Genomic DNA, 14,004 nt, shown 5'->3' on the forward strand with positions numbered 1-14,004 from the left:
AGGGTGATGCGCGGCGGGGCGCCCGATCGACAGCGACGCAGGAAAATTTTCGCGCCCGGCCTCAGACCGCACGCACCCGCCCGACGGCTTCGCGGGCGCCTGCCTGATCCTCTTCGTTTAGACTGGAAAGGTCGATTTCGTAATTGGCGATGAACAGTGGCCGATGATCCAATCCGCGCATCGCCTCCAACCGGGTCTTTCCGGAGCCCTCGTGGTCTAGTGTTGGGCTGACAAGTGGATTTCGCGTGAGCGGTAGATTTTCCTCGAGGACGCGAAGCGCGCGTGCAGCTCTGAGTGGAGTTGGGCTTGAAGCGCACAGCCACGCGCGCGTGGCGAACGCAAAAATTCCGGTCCAAATGTTTAGAGCTGGGAGCGTGCTGAACCCGCGACAGGTGCTCGGCTCATCAAAAGCCCGAACGTCCGGTTCCCGGCGAGCTTCCAACGTCAGGAAGTGGCGCACTTCGACTGAGAGCGGGGAGGGCGGTTCTGGCCCCTAGCCGACATCTGGAACGTCTGCTTCAGGGCAGTCTGTTGGGCATGTTAGTCGAGCAGCCGCGAAGGTCCACGGCAGACATTGGAAAGTCCGCCACCCGTTCCGACTGATGCGACCGGTCGTGGCGTGTAGAGGCTCTGTATGTGTCTTGCTGCCGGCATCTGTCGTCGCAGGCTGGAGATTCCATATCCGCGCTTGTCCGACTCCTGGCGCTGGACAGTCGCCTTCGCGTCAAACGCCCGTCGGTGCATCCAGCTCCGTGAACGACCAGTGGGTGTGGCTGACGGCCATGTCGATGAAGGTACGCACCTTTGCCGTGAGCAGGCGCGCAGTCGGGTAGACGAGCTGGATCGGCGAGGGCGGCCTCTCATAATCCGGCAGCAGGACACGCAGACGCCCCTGGGCCAGCGCCGGGGCCGCCTGGTAGGCGAAGACCAACGTGAGCCCGCCCCCCTCCACGGCATGTTGGACCGCACTTTCCGCGCCATTCGTCACGAAGCTGGGCGTGAAGCCGACCCGCAGCCGCCGTCCCTCCCGTTCGAAAACCCATTCATGGGCGGCGTTGAAGCCGGAGAAATGGATGCAGCGATGGGCTGCGATGTCGGCGGGGGACGACGGCGCACCATGCCGCTCCAGATAGCCCGGCGCCGCCACCAAAACGCGCCGCGTCTCTCCGACGCGACGTGCCCTCAGTGTCGAATCGCCGAGTTCGCCGATGCGGACCGCGACGTCGATGCCGTCCTCGATGAGACTGACGTTGCGGTCTCCCAGCCTGAGCTCGCCCTGCACCGCCGGATAGCGCGACAGGTAGGCCGACAGGAGCGGGCCGACATGGAAGCGGCCGAAGGCCAGCGGCGCCGCCACGACGAGCCGGCCGGCGGGCACGGCGCGCACGGCCTGCAGCGAAGCGTCGGCGTCGGCCAGATCGGCCAGGATGCGGCGGGCCTGCAGGAGGTAGCGCTCGCCCTCGTCGGTGAGCGTGACCGAGCGCGTCGTCCGCCGCAGGAGGCGCGCGTCGAGATGGTCCTCCAGCGCGGCGACGAGACGGGTCAGGGCCGAGGGAGACAGGCCGATGTGACGGGCCGCCGGGGCGAAGCCCTTGAGCTCGGCCACCTTGACGAAGGCCGAGAGCGAGGCGAAGCGATCCATGGGATTGCACCGTTCTGCGCAATGATGACGTGCCAAACCAGACGATTATCGTTTCAGGCGACCATTGTCATCTTCTCCCTCATGAGGCAGCCATCCCGGCGGGCCTCGAGGGAGACCCATCATGTCCATCATCGTCACCCCGTCCTCGATCGACGCCGCGCCGGCGGCGGCGCGGCCCCTTCTGCAGGCCGTCGAAAAGCAGCTCGGCTCCGTCCCAAACCTGTTTCGCGTCGTCTCGCATTCGCCGGCCGCGCTCGAAGGCTATCTCGGCCTGAGCGGCGCGCTGGGGAAGGGCCGGCTCGAGCCCAAGACCCGGGAGCGGATCGCGCTCGCGGTCGCGCAGTTCAATGGCTGCGGCTATTGCCTGGCGGCGCACAGCTATCTCGGCCGCCACATCGCCAAGCTCGACGACGCCGAGATCCTCGCCAACCGCCACGGCCATTCCGGGGATGCCAAGGCCGATGCAGCGGTGCGCTTCGCCGTGGCCATCGTCCGCGAGCGCGGCCATGTCGGGACGGACGCCGTCGCGGCGGTCAAGGCCGCGGGCTATGACGACGGCCAGGTCATCGAGATCGTGGCCCATGTCGCGCTCAACACGCTGACGAACTACGTAAACGAGGTCGCCGGCACGGATATCGACTTCCCCGCCGTTGCACTGCCGCTCGCGTCCTGAGCGCCCGGCGCCCTCTGCGTGCCTCTCCCGTCATGACCTGCGTCTCCCTGGCCGATGCGGCCGGGAGACGGCTTTCCGGAGCAGACCGATGAGCGATCTGAAGAGTTCGAGCGACATTGCCTTCACGCCGGCCGTCAAGGCGATCCAGCAGCGAAAGGGCTCCCGCAACGGCTACCGCCGGATGGAGCAGCATGGCGGCTGGGAGACGACGGTGACGGCGGAACTCGCCGCCTTCATCGCGGCCCGCGACAGTTTCTTCCTGGCCACGGCCAGTGCCGACGGTCAGCCCTATATCCAGCACCGCGGCGGCGCGGCCGGCTTCCTGCGGGTGATCGACGAGAAGACCCTCGGCTTTGCCGATTTCCGCGGCAACCGCCAATATGTCAGCCTCGGCAACCTGTCGGAGAACCCGAAGGCCTATCTCTTCCTGATCGATTATGCCCGCCGCCAGCGCATCAAGATCTGGGGCGCGGCCAGGGTCGTCGAGGATGATCCGGATCTGCTGGAGAGGCTGCGCCCCGCCGGCTATGCCGGCACGCCCGAGCAGGCGATCCTGTTCGAGATCGAGGCCTGGGACGCCAACTGCCCGCAGCATATCCCGCAGATGATCGCGGCGAAGGACGTCGCCGCGGCCCTTGCCGAGAAGGACCGCCGCATCCTGGGGCTAGAGGCGGAACTGGCGAGCGTCAGAGGCAAGCCGTCTGAGCGCCTCAATCTGGTTGCGTCAGGGCGACGGCCAGGCGGCGGATGAACGGGGCCGCGAAGACGACGATTGGCAGCATCACCGACCAGGCGAGCAGCCAGGAGCCGAGCCAGCGCCCCAGCAGATCGAGCCCGCCATCGCCGGGGAGGAGCGCGATGGCGGCCGCGATGGCAGAGGTCAGGCCCGATTGCAGCACGCCGAAGACGACGTGGCTGTAGCGCCGGGGAATGCCTCGCATCGCAAACCGCTCCCATCCGCCGGTGCGCAAGGCGGGAGGCCTCGCTCGCCTGCGGGCGGGCATAACCCTTGCCTTGGATCCTTGAGGGCTGTGATTAGCAAGATGGGGACCGCCATGGCTTCAACCTATGCCTTCAGCGCCGGAGCGCACGGACACTGGCGGATCTCGTCGATCGCGGCCTATCGCGGCGTAGGCCTCGCACCGGCCGAGGCCCTGACCATTCAGCCCTGGGAGCCAGGCCCGATCACTGACATCACGAACTGGCGCCTGCTCGGTACGGTCAGCAACATCCGCTATGCGACGCGAGACGAGGTGGCCGGCCTGAGGGCGCGCCAGGAGGGCCTCGACCGCCGGCAGGCGACACATGCAGCCCTGATCCCGATCAAAAAGTCGGCGGCTTGGTGGGAACTCGCGCAGGACGAGAGGCGTGCGATCTTCGAAGAGACCTCGCGACACACAGCGATCGGCATGGATTATCTGCCGGCGATCGCGCGGCGGCTGCACCACAGCCGCGACCTCGGCGAGCCGTTCGACTTCCTGACCTGGTTCGATTTCGCGCCGGCCGATGAGCCGGCGTTCGACGACCTTTTGGCGCGGCTGCGAGGACACGGGAATGGGACTTTGTCGAGCGCGAGGTCGATGTCCGGCTGGTGAGGTCGGAGCCGGACTGAAAGCCGTCACGGTTCAGACACGGCCCGAGACCGGGATGAACGCACCGGTGACGCCGCTGGCGTCCTCTGCAAGCAGGAAGGCGATGGCGTCGGCGATCTCACGCGGCCGCACCCAGGCGGTATGGTCGGCGTCGGGCATGGCCGCGCGGTTCTGCGGGGTGTCGATGATGCTGGGCAGGATCGCGTTGACGCGGATGCGGTCGGCCTTGAACTCGTCGGCGAAGCTTTCGACGAGCCGATGGACGGCGCTCTTGGCGCCGGCATAAGCGCCGAGGCCGGAGGGCGCTTTCACGGCCGCACCGGCGCCGATCGCGACGAGGCTGCCGCGACCGGCGGCGCGCATGGGCGGCAGCGCAGCTCGGAAGATGTTGAGCGTGGTCAACACGTTCAACCGGTACATCTGCTCCCAGAGATCGGGGCCGCCCTCGGCGGCTGCGGCCGAGGCGAAGCCGCCGACCGTATGGGCGATGCCGTCGATGCGGCCATAGCGGGCGAGCCCCGCCTTGATGGCGGCCTCGCAGGCGGCCGCGTCGAACAGGTCGAGATCGGCCAGAACAAGATGGCGATCAGCGCCGCCGAACGGCTGAAGCAGGTCGCCCATCGCCGACGACTGGCGGTCGACGGCGATGATGCGGTCCCCGCGCGAGGCGAGCGTGGTCAGAAGCGCGCGGCCGACATTGCCGGCCGCGCCGGTGACGATGACGATCGGGGAGGTGTCGGTCATGGCAAGATCCATTCTTCTGTCTGCGGTCAGGTCTCGGGATGGGGTCTGGTGAGCAGGCGTGCGGCCAGGACGTCGGCGACACCCAGCGCGACGAGGGTGAGGCCGAGCTGGACGACGAGGCCCATCTCGGGGAGCCCGACCCAGCCGGCCACCGGCGCAGACTGGACGAAGACCCCAAAGGCGAGGCCCAGGGCGAGCAGCGTTCCAACAAGGCTAACCAGGCGCGCCATCACAGCCGCCTCATGCGCGTTGGCTCGAGGCGCAGGACAAGCACATTCCCGATCCGCTCGACTTCGCCCTGCAGCTCGACCGGAATGCCGACCCAGTCATAGATTTCGGCCGGCAGCGGACGCCCATCCGGGCCGGCCAGCACGAGGAACCGGCTGCCGGCAACGGGATCGACCGTGACGAACACCGCTGGAATCTCGCCGATCAGACACAGATTGGCGCAGGCCTTGTGGGCCAGCCCCGAGCCCGGCCGCATCGCGCCCGCATAGCATTTGCCGTCGCAGATCTCGCCGGCGATCCGCCAGCGCCCGAGCGGCTCATGCATGGCGGGGTCGAGGCCAGACGAGGCGTCGAGCGGCTGACCGCGCCCCTCGACGACCAGCATCTCGATGGAGCCGCGCCGCAGCACGCTACCCCGCAACTCCATCGGGCCGGTGCCGGCCGGCAGGTCGGGGGCGCGCTTGCCGTCGCCCGCCAGCAGCATCACACGCCCGCGCGGATAGTCGACGCTCGGCGGCAATTGCAGCAGAGGCGAGCCGAAGCGCGAGACATGCCCGCGCAGGACCTGCTCGCCGCCCCAGTCGTCGGGACGCACCGGCCCACCAGTGCCGTCGCGCTCGCCCAGCCGGAGCAGCCCGGCGGCCGGATCGTCGGCATGGCGGCTCAGGCCGTAACCGACCAGCCCCATCCCCGCCAGGCAGAGGGTTGCCACGACGGCGAGGAAGCGGCTGAGGCGCGGCCCCGCCTTGCCGCTCCAGCCGATGAAGAACTCGTCATGGCGCGATCCGGCGACGTCGTCATGCCGCGTCATCGGTGCAACTGCCCGATCGCGACGGGATCGACCGCAGTTCCCAACGGATTGGGCGTCGGGTCGAGCATGATCATGTCGGCCTCCAGCTTGAGCCTGTAGGTCGCGACGCGCTCGGTGAAGGGCGCCGGCGCGCAGCCGTCGCGCAGCCGGTATTCGTAGCCGTGCCAAGGGCAGATCACGCAGCCATTGCGCAGCCGGCCCTCGCCCAGCGGGCCGTTCTGGTGCGCGCAGAGATTGCTGATCGCAGACAGGGCGTCTTCCTCGCGAAAGATCGCGACCGAGGAGCCGTCGGCCAGCGGCACGACCAGCCCCCGGCCGGCCGGAACGTCGCCGATCCGTCCGGCCGCAATCCAGCCCGTCGTATCGGCGGATACCCGCCGGTCCAGCCGGTGCTCGCGCCAGGCCGCCGCCAGATGCAGCGCGACGAGGGCGCCGCTGCCGCCGAAGACGAGCACAGGCAGGCCGGCATTTCGGGCATCCTGGAACGCCCCGAACGCGACATGCAGCACCGCCAGCCCGTAGGCGCCGTAGATGCTCATATGGAGCGATTTCCAGACGGGCGCAGTCAGGAAGTTCAGCCAGAAATCATGGCTGGTCGCGGCCAGAACGAGCAGGATGAGAAAGGCCGCGAGCCCGAACGGGATGAACGGAAAGCCGCGTAGGTCACCCCAGGCCGTATCGGTGGCGAAGAGCGCGACCCAGGGCGAGAGCGGGCTGTAGGCGAAGTACCAGTCGAGCACCGCCATGGCATGGCCGGCGGCGACCGTACAGGTGATCACGCCAAAATGCCGACGGTTGTAGAGCAGCGGCAGGAAGCGGGTGTCGAGCCGGGCGAGCGGCCCGATCATCAGCACCAGCGTCAGCAGCAGGAAAGCACATGTGCCATATGCCTTGATCGCCAGCGACTGGTCGTCGAGCAGCGCGCCGGTCGGCCTTGCCTTCGGGGCAAACCGCATGAACGCCGCGAGATAAAGCCCGATGCCGCCGATCAGCACGGCATCGTAGACGATCTTGCTGCGCGTCCAGCCGACAGGGCGATAGCTGACGCTCATTCGTCGCGCTCCGACGGGCCGGTGTCGATCCGCACCGAGGCCGGCACGGGTATGTCGTGGCGCCGCAGCGCCAGCGCCGTCGCCAGGATGGCCGGCAGGATGCAGGCGAGCCCGAGCCAGAGGAAAGCATGCGCTCGCTTGTGGCGGCGACGCAACGAGGATTGCAGCGACGGCTGCTCTAGCCAGCGCCAGACAACCAGCGGCCAGAGCAGGACGAGCCCCGGCAGCAGCAGCGGCCGGAAGCCATAGGCCCCACGGGCCGCAGCGTCGTGCCGGTCGAGGCCCAACAGCAGGAACGCGACACCCACAGCCAACCCCGCCAGGAGCCAGGCCTGGCCCAGTGCGACGATGATCGCGGCAGCCGCCATCGCCGGCTCAGCCCGGCTCGGCCGCGGCCGGACGGCTTGGCGCCATCAGGCTGGTCTGTGCCGGGGCATTGGTCGCCCAGCCACCGTCAAACACCCTTGCGCCCAGTTCGCTCGGCATCGGGACGAGCCAGGGGCTCTCGGCCAGCGTCGCGCGGGCGTCGAGCAGGCCCTGGTCCCAGCGCTGCGCCATGGTGGTGGCACTGAACTCGTAGTCCTTGGACTGGCCCTGCGGTTCGGCCGGGCGATAGCTCAGCCTGACGATGTCCATGCGGGTGACGCAGCCGAACTCGTAAAGAAACTGCGCCTCCTTGCTGGCGCGCAGATCGTCGGGCAGGCGCTCGATCAGGTCGTTGATGTTGTGGCGGACATCGTGGATCACCCGCGCCATGTCGGTCGCGGTGCGCGTGCGGCTCGAATAACGGATGTCCTTCTCACGCTCCATCGCGCTTTCCAGGTCGGAGGGGAGCGGCCCTTCCGCATTGAAGACATCGACCTGGAAGGTTAGCCGGCTGCGCCTCGGGACATAGTCGAGCACATACTGAAGGGGAGTGTTGGAGACGAGGCCGCCGTCCCAGTAGTGCTCGCCGTCGATCTCGACGGGCGGGAAGCCCGGCGGCAGCGCGGCGCTGGCCATGACGTGCTCGGGTTGGATGGTGATCTCGCGGCTGTCGAAATAGGCGAAATCGCCGGTCCGGACATTGGCGGCAGCGACGCTGAAGCGGGTATCGCCGGCATTAAGCCGGTCGAAGTCGATGAAGGCCTCCAGCGTGCTGCGCAAAGCTTTGGTCTCGTAGAAACTCACCGGCGAGCCGAACCAATCGGTCATCGGGCGGGGCCCGAAAAAGCCCGACCGTCCGAACAGGAGGGCGCTCGCGGCGTGCCAGCGCCGGTTTGCCGCCTCCGTGAAAGGTAGGAAGGGAAAGCTCGTGGTCGGGGCCGTGACCCGCTCCCAGAAACCGCGAAGCTGCGAGACGCGCTCTGCGGGCGCATTGCCGGCGATGATGGCGCCGTTGATGGCGCCGATCGAGATGCCGGCGATCCAGTCGGGATGGTAGCCTGACTCGGCCAGCGCCTTGTAGACGCCTGCCTGGTAGCTGCCGAGCGCGCCTCCGCCCTGCAGCACAAGCCCGACCTTCTTGTCGAAATCGGCGGGTTTGGTCTGAAATCGTGCCGTCATGGCGTTGCGCCTCCCGTCACTGCGTTGGTGTCTGCAGGCGCGACCGCCGCGCCGGCGTCATCGGCGGTCGAAGCCGGCTTCAATGCGCTCGAAGAGCCAGACGGCGACCGCCCCGTAGATCACATGGCCGACGAAGCTCATGTAGGAGAGCTCGCCGCCCTCCCCGAGCAGGTAGAACGACAGGCCGCCGATCGGCGCCATCAGGCCCAGCGCATTGAGCCAGGTAAAATTGCCCCAGGTGATGGCGTTGGCGATCAGCGCGTCCCGGTTGATCAGGCGGGTGGCGATCAGCCCGACGGCCGCCGTCCAGAAGATGAAGTGGATCGGCTTGAACGTGCCCGCCGCGATCAAACCGGCGATGCCGATCGAGAAGGTCACGAAGACGAGGGCATCGAGCACGACGGGCCAGCGCGGCACGAAGCGCGAGATCACGAAATAGGCGACCGGGTAGCCGACGATGCCAACGCCATAATGCAGCGCCTCGCGAAGCAGATGGGGCACAGACAGGCCCAATCGATGCTGGGCGATGGCGTCGATCAGCCCGGCGGGCTCAAGCGGATAACCCAGCACGGCCTTCGTCAGCACGCGGGCCCAGACCTCCCAGATCAGCAGGCCGGCGAGCCCGCCGGCGAAGAGATGAAGGGCCGTCCGACCCTGAAGGGTCGCAGGTTTCGCTTCGGCTACCACCGTCATTATCCGTCTCCGCCCCTCAGTTCTGCTGAGCTGAAGCTGAATTCGCTCCGCGAAGCAGCTTGGTTACCGACGGGTCATCGGCCTTATGGCGCCGCCTGACTGCCAGCACCTGGCGCAGACCCGCGGCGTCGCCGGCCGCATGCGCCATCCCGGCGAGCGCCTGCAGGAACACGTCGCGCTGGGCGTGGCTTCCGCCGAGCCGGTGCAGCCGGCGCGCCAGAAAGCCGACCGGCGCGCCGGAGGCCCCGCCATGATCACCCTGGACCAGCGCGAAAGCGAGTTCGGCACCGACATTGCGGGCGACATTGGCCTGGTCGGTGGCAGCGCGGCCGCTGTCGTGGATGAACTCGGCAAAGGCGGCCGCCTCGTCGCGTCGTCCGGCCCCGATCAGCGCGATCAGGAAGTGGAGTTGCGCGAAGACGAGCGTCGTGCTGCGCGCATGCCGGTGGGCGATCTCCGCCAGCACCTCCCAGCGCGCCGTGCCTGGATCGATGCCGAGCTGGCGCAGGCGCCACAGCACCGAGGCCGCATTGGCGAAGTCGCGGAAATCGCCGGAGAGCTCGCTGCCGATGTCGCGGTCGTAGATCGCCAGCACGGCCTCGTGGTCGCCGCGCTCCAGCACGAACAGGGCAAGATGCCATGCGAAATGCCGCGAGAAATTGTTGCAGCGGGTCCAGACCGCACGGTGCTCCTCGAGCCAGGCGGTGCCCTCCGCTGTCTGGCCACGGCTCTCGAAGACATGGGCCACGGCATGGAGCCCCCAGGCATCGTCGACCGCGACGGCCAGGGCCGCCCGGCCGACCCGTTCCGCCTCGTGCAGCCGCCCGATCTCCTCCAGCCCAAAGGCATGGCAGCCGAGCAGATAGCCGTAGCCCGCATTCGACCGCTCGCATTCCAGGCTGAGGCGGGCCGTCAGGCTGACCATGCCGTCGACATCACCGGTCATGAAGCGCAGTGCATGCGAGAGTTTGGCGGCCAGGAAGGCGTTGGGATCGCGGTAGAGAAAATCGTCGAGCCCATCGGCCGCCGAACGCAGACGCCCGGCGACGGCATGCTCGAGAGCAGCGACCAGGGCCCGCTCGAATGCCGTCCCGCCTCCATTGCGCCTGAGAGCCGCGCGCGAACGCTGCAGGCGGATCGCGGCATCGGCGAGGTGGTCCTTGCCGGCCAGGACGATGGCGGCCATGCCGGCCAGCGCGTGCGCCGCCGTCAAGGCAGGCTCAGCCTCCAGCGCGGCTTCGAGATGGGCGCCCGCGTTGGGCCGGTGGCCGGCCAGGGCCCCGACCGCAGCGGCGAAGGCCCGGCCAGCGACCGGATGATCGACTGCGTGCTGAGAGCCAAACGCGTCGATCATGCCTGCGCTCCACCTGTCGGGAGCGTGATACCGAACACGGTTGCGGGATCAGACGTCACATCCGCACCTTTCGCTCTTTGGCCATCGGTTCTGCACTTGCGAAAGGCTAGCCGAGGACAAATCATCTTGCGATGACGCTAGGGCGCGATCTTGCGGTGAAGGCTTGCGCGGACCCGGCAAGAAGGCGTCGCGGGCAGCGAAAGCCCCTTTCTGCGGTGCAGCGACCGCGCCATGCTCAAGGAGAAAGGAGGACCGATGACCACGCACGCCATCGCAAGTCCCGGCCGGCCAAGACGCTCCTTCGCCGACTTCTACCGGTCCTCGGGCTATTCGCAGTTTCCCCAGGAGCACCGCACGCATGTCTGGAGCCAGTTGCACGGCTTCGTCGTTAGTCAGCAGCCGCACGACTTCACCGACATCGCCAGCACGGACTGGGTCCTCGGTCTGCCGCTGAAGGCGGCCTGCCCGACCCGCTTCAACTATGGAGACGGCTGGAAACAGCGGCCACGCAGCCGCGGCGACTTCCTGCTGGTGCCGCCCGGTACCGAGGTGCGCTACGAGATCGCCGGGCCGACGCGTCTCATGGTCCTGACCTGGAGCGGCGGTCTCCTGACCGATCTCGACGACGAGCTCTTTGCCAATGAGGAGGCGGCGCTGCGCCCCCTCATTGGTCATTACTTCAAGAACAACGTCCTCGAAGCGGCTTGCCGGTCACTCTGGATCGAGCTGGCACGCACCGATGACGCGTCGCGGCTTTTTCTCGACAGCGCGGTAACCCATCTCGCGGGCAGCCTGCTGCGTTGCGCCGCCCGGCACCGCGAACGCTCGACTTATCGCCGCATCGAGGTGCGGCGGGTTCTGGCCTATATCGAGGACAATCTTGAAACGGACCTGTCGCTGACCGAGCTTTCCGCGCTAGCCGGGCTCAGCCTGTTCCACTTCGCACGGGAATTCCAGGCGCAGGTCGGCGTCTCGCCCTACCGCTTCATCCAGCAGCGGCGCACCCAGCGCTGCCTGCGTCTGATGGAGACCAAGGATCTCCCGATCGAGGAGATCGCTAGGCGCTCCGGCTTTGCCAGCATCCGCAGCATGCGCGGCCAGATCCGCCGTCATGCCGGCGGCGGAACCATGCCATAGTCGCCGCTCATCGCGGGGGGAGACGCGACCATGACCTACTGCCTGGGCATCTGGCTGCCGACGGGCTCGTGCTGGCCTCCGATTCCCGCACCAGCGCGGGAGTCGACCAGATTTCGACCGTCAAAAAGCTCGCGCTATTCGAGAAGCCGGGCGAACGCGTCGTCGCCATCCTTTCGGCTGGCAATCTCGCCACGACCCAGGCGGTGATCAGCATGATCCGCCAGACGGCCGGCCGCGGTGGCACGGTCGGGCCCGAGGGCGACCTTCTCGCCGCCCGCAGCCTGTTCGACGTCGCGCAGACCGTCGGCGCCGTGCTGCGCGAGGTGATGCGGCTCAACCGCAGCTACGTCGAGCCCTATGGCGATCCCAGCGCGAGCTTCCTCGTCGGGGGCCAGATCGCCGGCGACGGCCACCGCCTGTTCCAGGTCTATTCGGCCGGAAATTTCGTGGAGGCCTCGAGCCGCAACCTGTTCCTGCAGCTCGGCGAGACCAAATACGGCAAGCCGATCCTCGACCGCGCCCTGACGATGCGCAGCGGGCTCGACGAGGCGGCGAAGCTCGCTTTGCTCTCCTTCGACGCCACGATCCGCAGCAACCTTTCGGTCGCCCCACCGATCGACCTGCTGCGCTACGAGGCCGGCAGCCTGATAGCCGGGCAGCTCGCCAAGTTCACCGCCCAGCATCCCTACTGGGCGGATCTGCGCGAACGTTACAGCGACGGCCTGAGCCGGCTGGTGGAGAGTCTGCCTGAACCGCGCTTCTGACGCTCGTGTCTCAGAAACGGTAGGTGACCGAGGATTGGAGCCGCGTCTGCTTTGGCTGCCCTGACGGACCTATCGGTCTATCACTTCGTCCGCGCCTTCAAGCGATCCACCGGCCATGCACCCCACGCGTACCTCATCCGCATCCGGGTTGAAAATGCCCGTCGTCTGCTGGAGGCGACCGACCGGAGCTTGACCGAGATCGCTTTCGACGTGGGTTATGAGAGTCCGCAATCGCTGGCGCGGGCGTTCAACAAGGTTCTCGGCCTCAGCCCGACGACCTATCGTCGGCAGCGCGAGCGCTCCTGACGCCGCGAGCAGGAACGATGACCTTGTCGTGGAGCGCATCAAGCGGTCGCTCTTCGCCACGACGCCTCAGGCAGTGCTGCGTCGCCGTTCGATCCAAAGATTTGACAGGCCTGCCAGAACCACGATCGCCGCTCCCAGCAGCGTCGTCCATGACAGAGCCTCGCCGAAGACCACGACGCCGCAAGCTGACGCGGTCACGAGCTGGAGATAGGCGAAGGGTTGGAGCAGGTTCGCCTGTGTGCGCTGGTAGGCGCGGATGAGCAGGTAGTGGCCGAGCGCACCGGAGACGCACAGGAGCGCCATCCATCCCCCGTCGCTATAGGCGAGCGGCCGCCAGACGAAGGGCGCGGCGAAACTGAGCAGCAGCCCGGGTACGACGCCCGTGTAGAAGAAGCTGGTCTGTGGCCGGTCGTCGCGCGCCACGAGCCGGGTCAGGATCGAATAGACCGCAAAGATGCTCGCTGCCCCGAGCACGATCAGCGCAGCCGGTGTGAACACCTCTGCTCCCGGCTGGAGGATGACCAGGACGCCAGCGGCTCCGGCTGCAATGGCGAGCCAGCGCGCCGCCGGAACCACCTCGCCGAGCGCGGCGGCAGCCAGCACCGCAACGATCAGCGGGTAGCACGCGAAGATCGCATGGGTCTCGACCAGACCGATCTGGACGAATCCCTGGATCAGCAGCACGAGCTGGGCGACAAGCGCCATGCCGCGCAAGATCTGGAGAATCGGGCGCCGCGTCGCGGCCACCGCGCGCAGCCCGCCTTCGGCCCTCGCGCTCAGGCCAAGCACGAAAAGCGCGAAGAACCAGAACCGGATCGTCAGGATCAGGACGATGCCATACTGCGCCGCCAGATGTCGCGACACCGCGTCCTGTGTGCCAAAGACGATCATCGCCAGGACCATCAGCCCGATGCCGCTGCGTCCGCCTTGCGCCATCATCCGAGAATTCCTCAACACGAAAGCCCCGCCATCGCTGGCGGGGCATCGCTACGCGAGCTGGCCAAGGCTCAGGTAGGGCCAGCGTCCGAGCCGCGCCACACCCGAATCGCCGATGTTTCGACCGACAATTCCGCCGAAGGTATCGCGATCAGTCCAGACGGAACCTTGGTTGCGACCGTCAACATGCGCGGGACGGAGTTCCCGCCGGGTTCGCCGCGCTTCCAGCGCCAATCCACAGTGACATTGCTGCGCTTCGATACCGAGAGCGGCGGGCTGACCAAGGTCGCCGACTACCTGATAGATGGTGTACTACCGGAAGGCGGAGCCTTCGATCTCTTAGGCGATCATTTCCTCGCAACCGTCTTTCAGGGACACGAAGGAGCCACGGCCGACACAGGCCCTGGGCTTGAAACATTCCGCGTCGTCAAAGGTCCGAAGCCACGACTGGAACGGCTCGGCCGCATTGCCATGCCACACGGCGTCCACCATGTCGTGCTGACACCATAGAGGCATACGTGACTTCA

Annotated in this window: 18 protein-coding genes and 1 pseudogene; 7 read left to right on the forward strand and 12 right to left on the reverse strand. The window is 67.4% G+C overall.

Annotated features, from left to right (window positions below):
• Window positions 1-61: 61 nt before the first annotated feature.
• Window positions 62-190 (reverse strand): hypothetical protein, encoded by a 129-nt coding sequence (locus AXW83_RS28015; RefSeq protein WP_257722113.1) that lies wholly within the window; start codon window positions 188-190, stop codon window positions 62-64.
• Window positions 191-724: 534 nt separating this feature from the next.
• Window positions 725-1,642, reverse strand: a complete 918-nt coding sequence (locus AXW83_RS04330) for a LysR family transcriptional regulator (RefSeq protein ID WP_066610964.1) — start codon at window positions 1,640-1,642, stop codon at window positions 725-727.
• Between the two features lie 121 nt (window positions 1,643-1,763).
• Between AXW83_RS04330 and AXW83_RS04335 the strand changes: the two genes are divergently transcribed.
• Both AXW83_RS04335 and AXW83_RS04340 read left to right on the forward strand, forming a co-directional pair.
• Entirely contained in the window at window positions 1,764-2,315 is a 552-nt protein-coding gene (locus AXW83_RS04335; RefSeq protein ID WP_066610965.1) for a carboxymuconolactone decarboxylase family protein, read from the forward strand.
• Between the two features lie 88 nt (window positions 2,316-2,403).
• Window positions 2,404-3,066 carry a pyridoxamine 5'-phosphate oxidase family protein gene (locus AXW83_RS04340; protein WP_066610966.1) on the forward strand — a complete coding sequence of 221 codons (663 nt, stop codon included), beginning with the start codon at window positions 2,404-2,406 and terminating at the stop codon, window positions 3,064-3,066.
• Here AXW83_RS04340 and AXW83_RS04345 read toward each other — a convergent pair.
• Complete coding sequence (locus tag AXW83_RS04345; protein ID WP_066610969.1) at window positions 3,026-3,256, reverse strand: DUF2798 domain-containing protein; 231 nt, start codon at window positions 3,254-3,256, stop codon at window positions 3,026-3,028. The two genes, AXW83_RS04340 and AXW83_RS04345, sit on opposite strands and share 41 nt — an antisense overlap.
• Window positions 3,257-3,370: 114 nt before the next feature.
• Between AXW83_RS04345 and AXW83_RS04350 the strand changes: the two are divergent.
• Window positions 3,371-3,927: pseudogene (locus tag AXW83_RS04350) on the forward strand (chlorite dismutase family protein).
• Window positions 3,928-3,940: 13 nt separating this feature from the next.
• Here the strand turns inward: AXW83_RS04350 and AXW83_RS04355 are convergent.
• From AXW83_RS04355 to AXW83_RS04390, 8 genes are read right to left on the reverse strand one after another with little or no spacing between them, the layout of a single operon-like run.
• Window positions 3,941-4,651, reverse strand: coding sequence for an SDR family NAD(P)-dependent oxidoreductase (locus AXW83_RS04355; RefSeq protein ID WP_168166053.1), 711 nt, complete (start codon window positions 4,649-4,651; stop codon window positions 3,941-3,943).
• A gap of 26 nt (window positions 4,652-4,677) precedes the next feature.
• Window positions 4,678-4,881 (reverse strand): hypothetical protein, encoded by a 204-nt coding sequence (locus tag AXW83_RS04360; protein WP_066610971.1) that lies wholly within the window; start codon window positions 4,879-4,881, stop codon window positions 4,678-4,680.
• The gene (locus AXW83_RS04365; RefSeq protein WP_066610974.1) at window positions 4,881-5,690 is read right to left on the reverse strand and encodes a hypothetical protein; all 810 of its coding nucleotides are present in this window, start codon (window positions 5,688-5,690) and stop codon (window positions 4,881-4,883) included. Before AXW83_RS04365 ends, AXW83_RS04360 begins: the two co-directional genes overlap by 1 nt.
• Entirely contained in the window at window positions 5,687-6,742 is a 1,056-nt protein-coding gene (locus AXW83_RS04370; RefSeq protein WP_066610976.1) for a Rieske 2Fe-2S domain-containing protein, read from the reverse strand. Before AXW83_RS04370 ends, AXW83_RS04365 begins: the two co-directional genes overlap by 4 nt.
• Window positions 6,739-7,110, reverse strand: coding sequence for a hypothetical protein (locus AXW83_RS27725; protein WP_236841809.1), 372 nt, complete (start codon window positions 7,108-7,110; stop codon window positions 6,739-6,741). The genes AXW83_RS04370 and AXW83_RS27725 overlap by 4 nt, the downstream gene beginning before the upstream one ends.
• A 7-nt stretch (window positions 7,111-7,117) precedes the next feature.
• Complete coding sequence (locus AXW83_RS04380; RefSeq protein ID WP_210179640.1) at window positions 7,118-8,287, reverse strand: patatin-like phospholipase family protein; 1,170 nt, start codon at window positions 8,285-8,287, stop codon at window positions 7,118-7,120.
• Window positions 8,288-8,344: 57 nt separating this feature from the next.
• Window positions 8,345-8,980 (reverse strand): hypothetical protein, encoded by a 636-nt coding sequence (locus AXW83_RS04385; RefSeq protein WP_066610977.1) that lies wholly within the window; start codon window positions 8,978-8,980, stop codon window positions 8,345-8,347.
• A gap of 16 nt (window positions 8,981-8,996) precedes the next feature.
• Complete coding sequence (locus AXW83_RS04390; RefSeq protein WP_066610978.1) at window positions 8,997-10,334, reverse strand: tetratricopeptide repeat protein; 1,338 nt, start codon at window positions 10,332-10,334, stop codon at window positions 8,997-8,999.
• Window positions 10,335-10,589: 255 nt separating this feature from the next.
• Here AXW83_RS04390 and AXW83_RS04395 point away from each other — a divergent pair, with 255 nt between their 5' ends.
• The 3 genes from AXW83_RS04395 to AXW83_RS04405 all read left to right on the forward strand — a co-directional run bounded on the left by AXW83_RS04395 (window position 10,590) and on the right by AXW83_RS04405 (window position 12,541).
• Entirely contained in the window at window positions 10,590-11,471 is an 882-nt protein-coding gene (locus tag AXW83_RS04395) for an AraC family transcriptional regulator (protein ID WP_168166054.1), read from the forward strand.
• A 68-nt stretch (window positions 11,472-11,539) separates the two neighbouring features.
• Window positions 11,540-12,235 (forward strand): proteasome-type protease, encoded by a 696-nt coding sequence (locus tag AXW83_RS04400; protein WP_210179641.1) that lies wholly within the window; start codon window positions 11,540-11,542, stop codon window positions 12,233-12,235.
• A gap of 51 nt (window positions 12,236-12,286) precedes the next feature.
• A complete protein-coding gene (locus tag AXW83_RS04405; protein WP_066610982.1) occupies window positions 12,287-12,541 on the forward strand; it encodes a helix-turn-helix domain-containing protein in 255 nt (84 codons plus the stop codon).
• Window positions 12,542-12,607: 66 nt separating this feature from the next.
• Here the strand turns inward: AXW83_RS04405 and AXW83_RS04410 are convergent, their stop codons facing one another.
• Window positions 12,608-13,480, reverse strand: a complete 873-nt coding sequence (locus tag AXW83_RS04410) for a DMT family transporter (RefSeq protein WP_066610984.1) — start codon at window positions 13,478-13,480, stop codon at window positions 12,608-12,610.
• Here AXW83_RS04410 and AXW83_RS26955 point away from each other — a divergent pair.
• On the forward strand, window positions 13,469-13,987 hold the full coding sequence (locus AXW83_RS26955) for a hypothetical protein (RefSeq protein WP_156639790.1): 519 nt from the start codon (window positions 13,469-13,471) through the stop codon (window positions 13,985-13,987). The genes AXW83_RS04410 and AXW83_RS26955 overlap by 12 nt on opposite strands.
• Window positions 13,988-14,004 lie beyond the last annotated feature (17 nt).

Source organism: Bosea sp. PAMC 26642 (assembly GCF_001562255.1).
Taxonomy (GTDB): domain Bacteria; phylum Pseudomonadota; class Alphaproteobacteria; order Rhizobiales; family Beijerinckiaceae; genus Allobosea.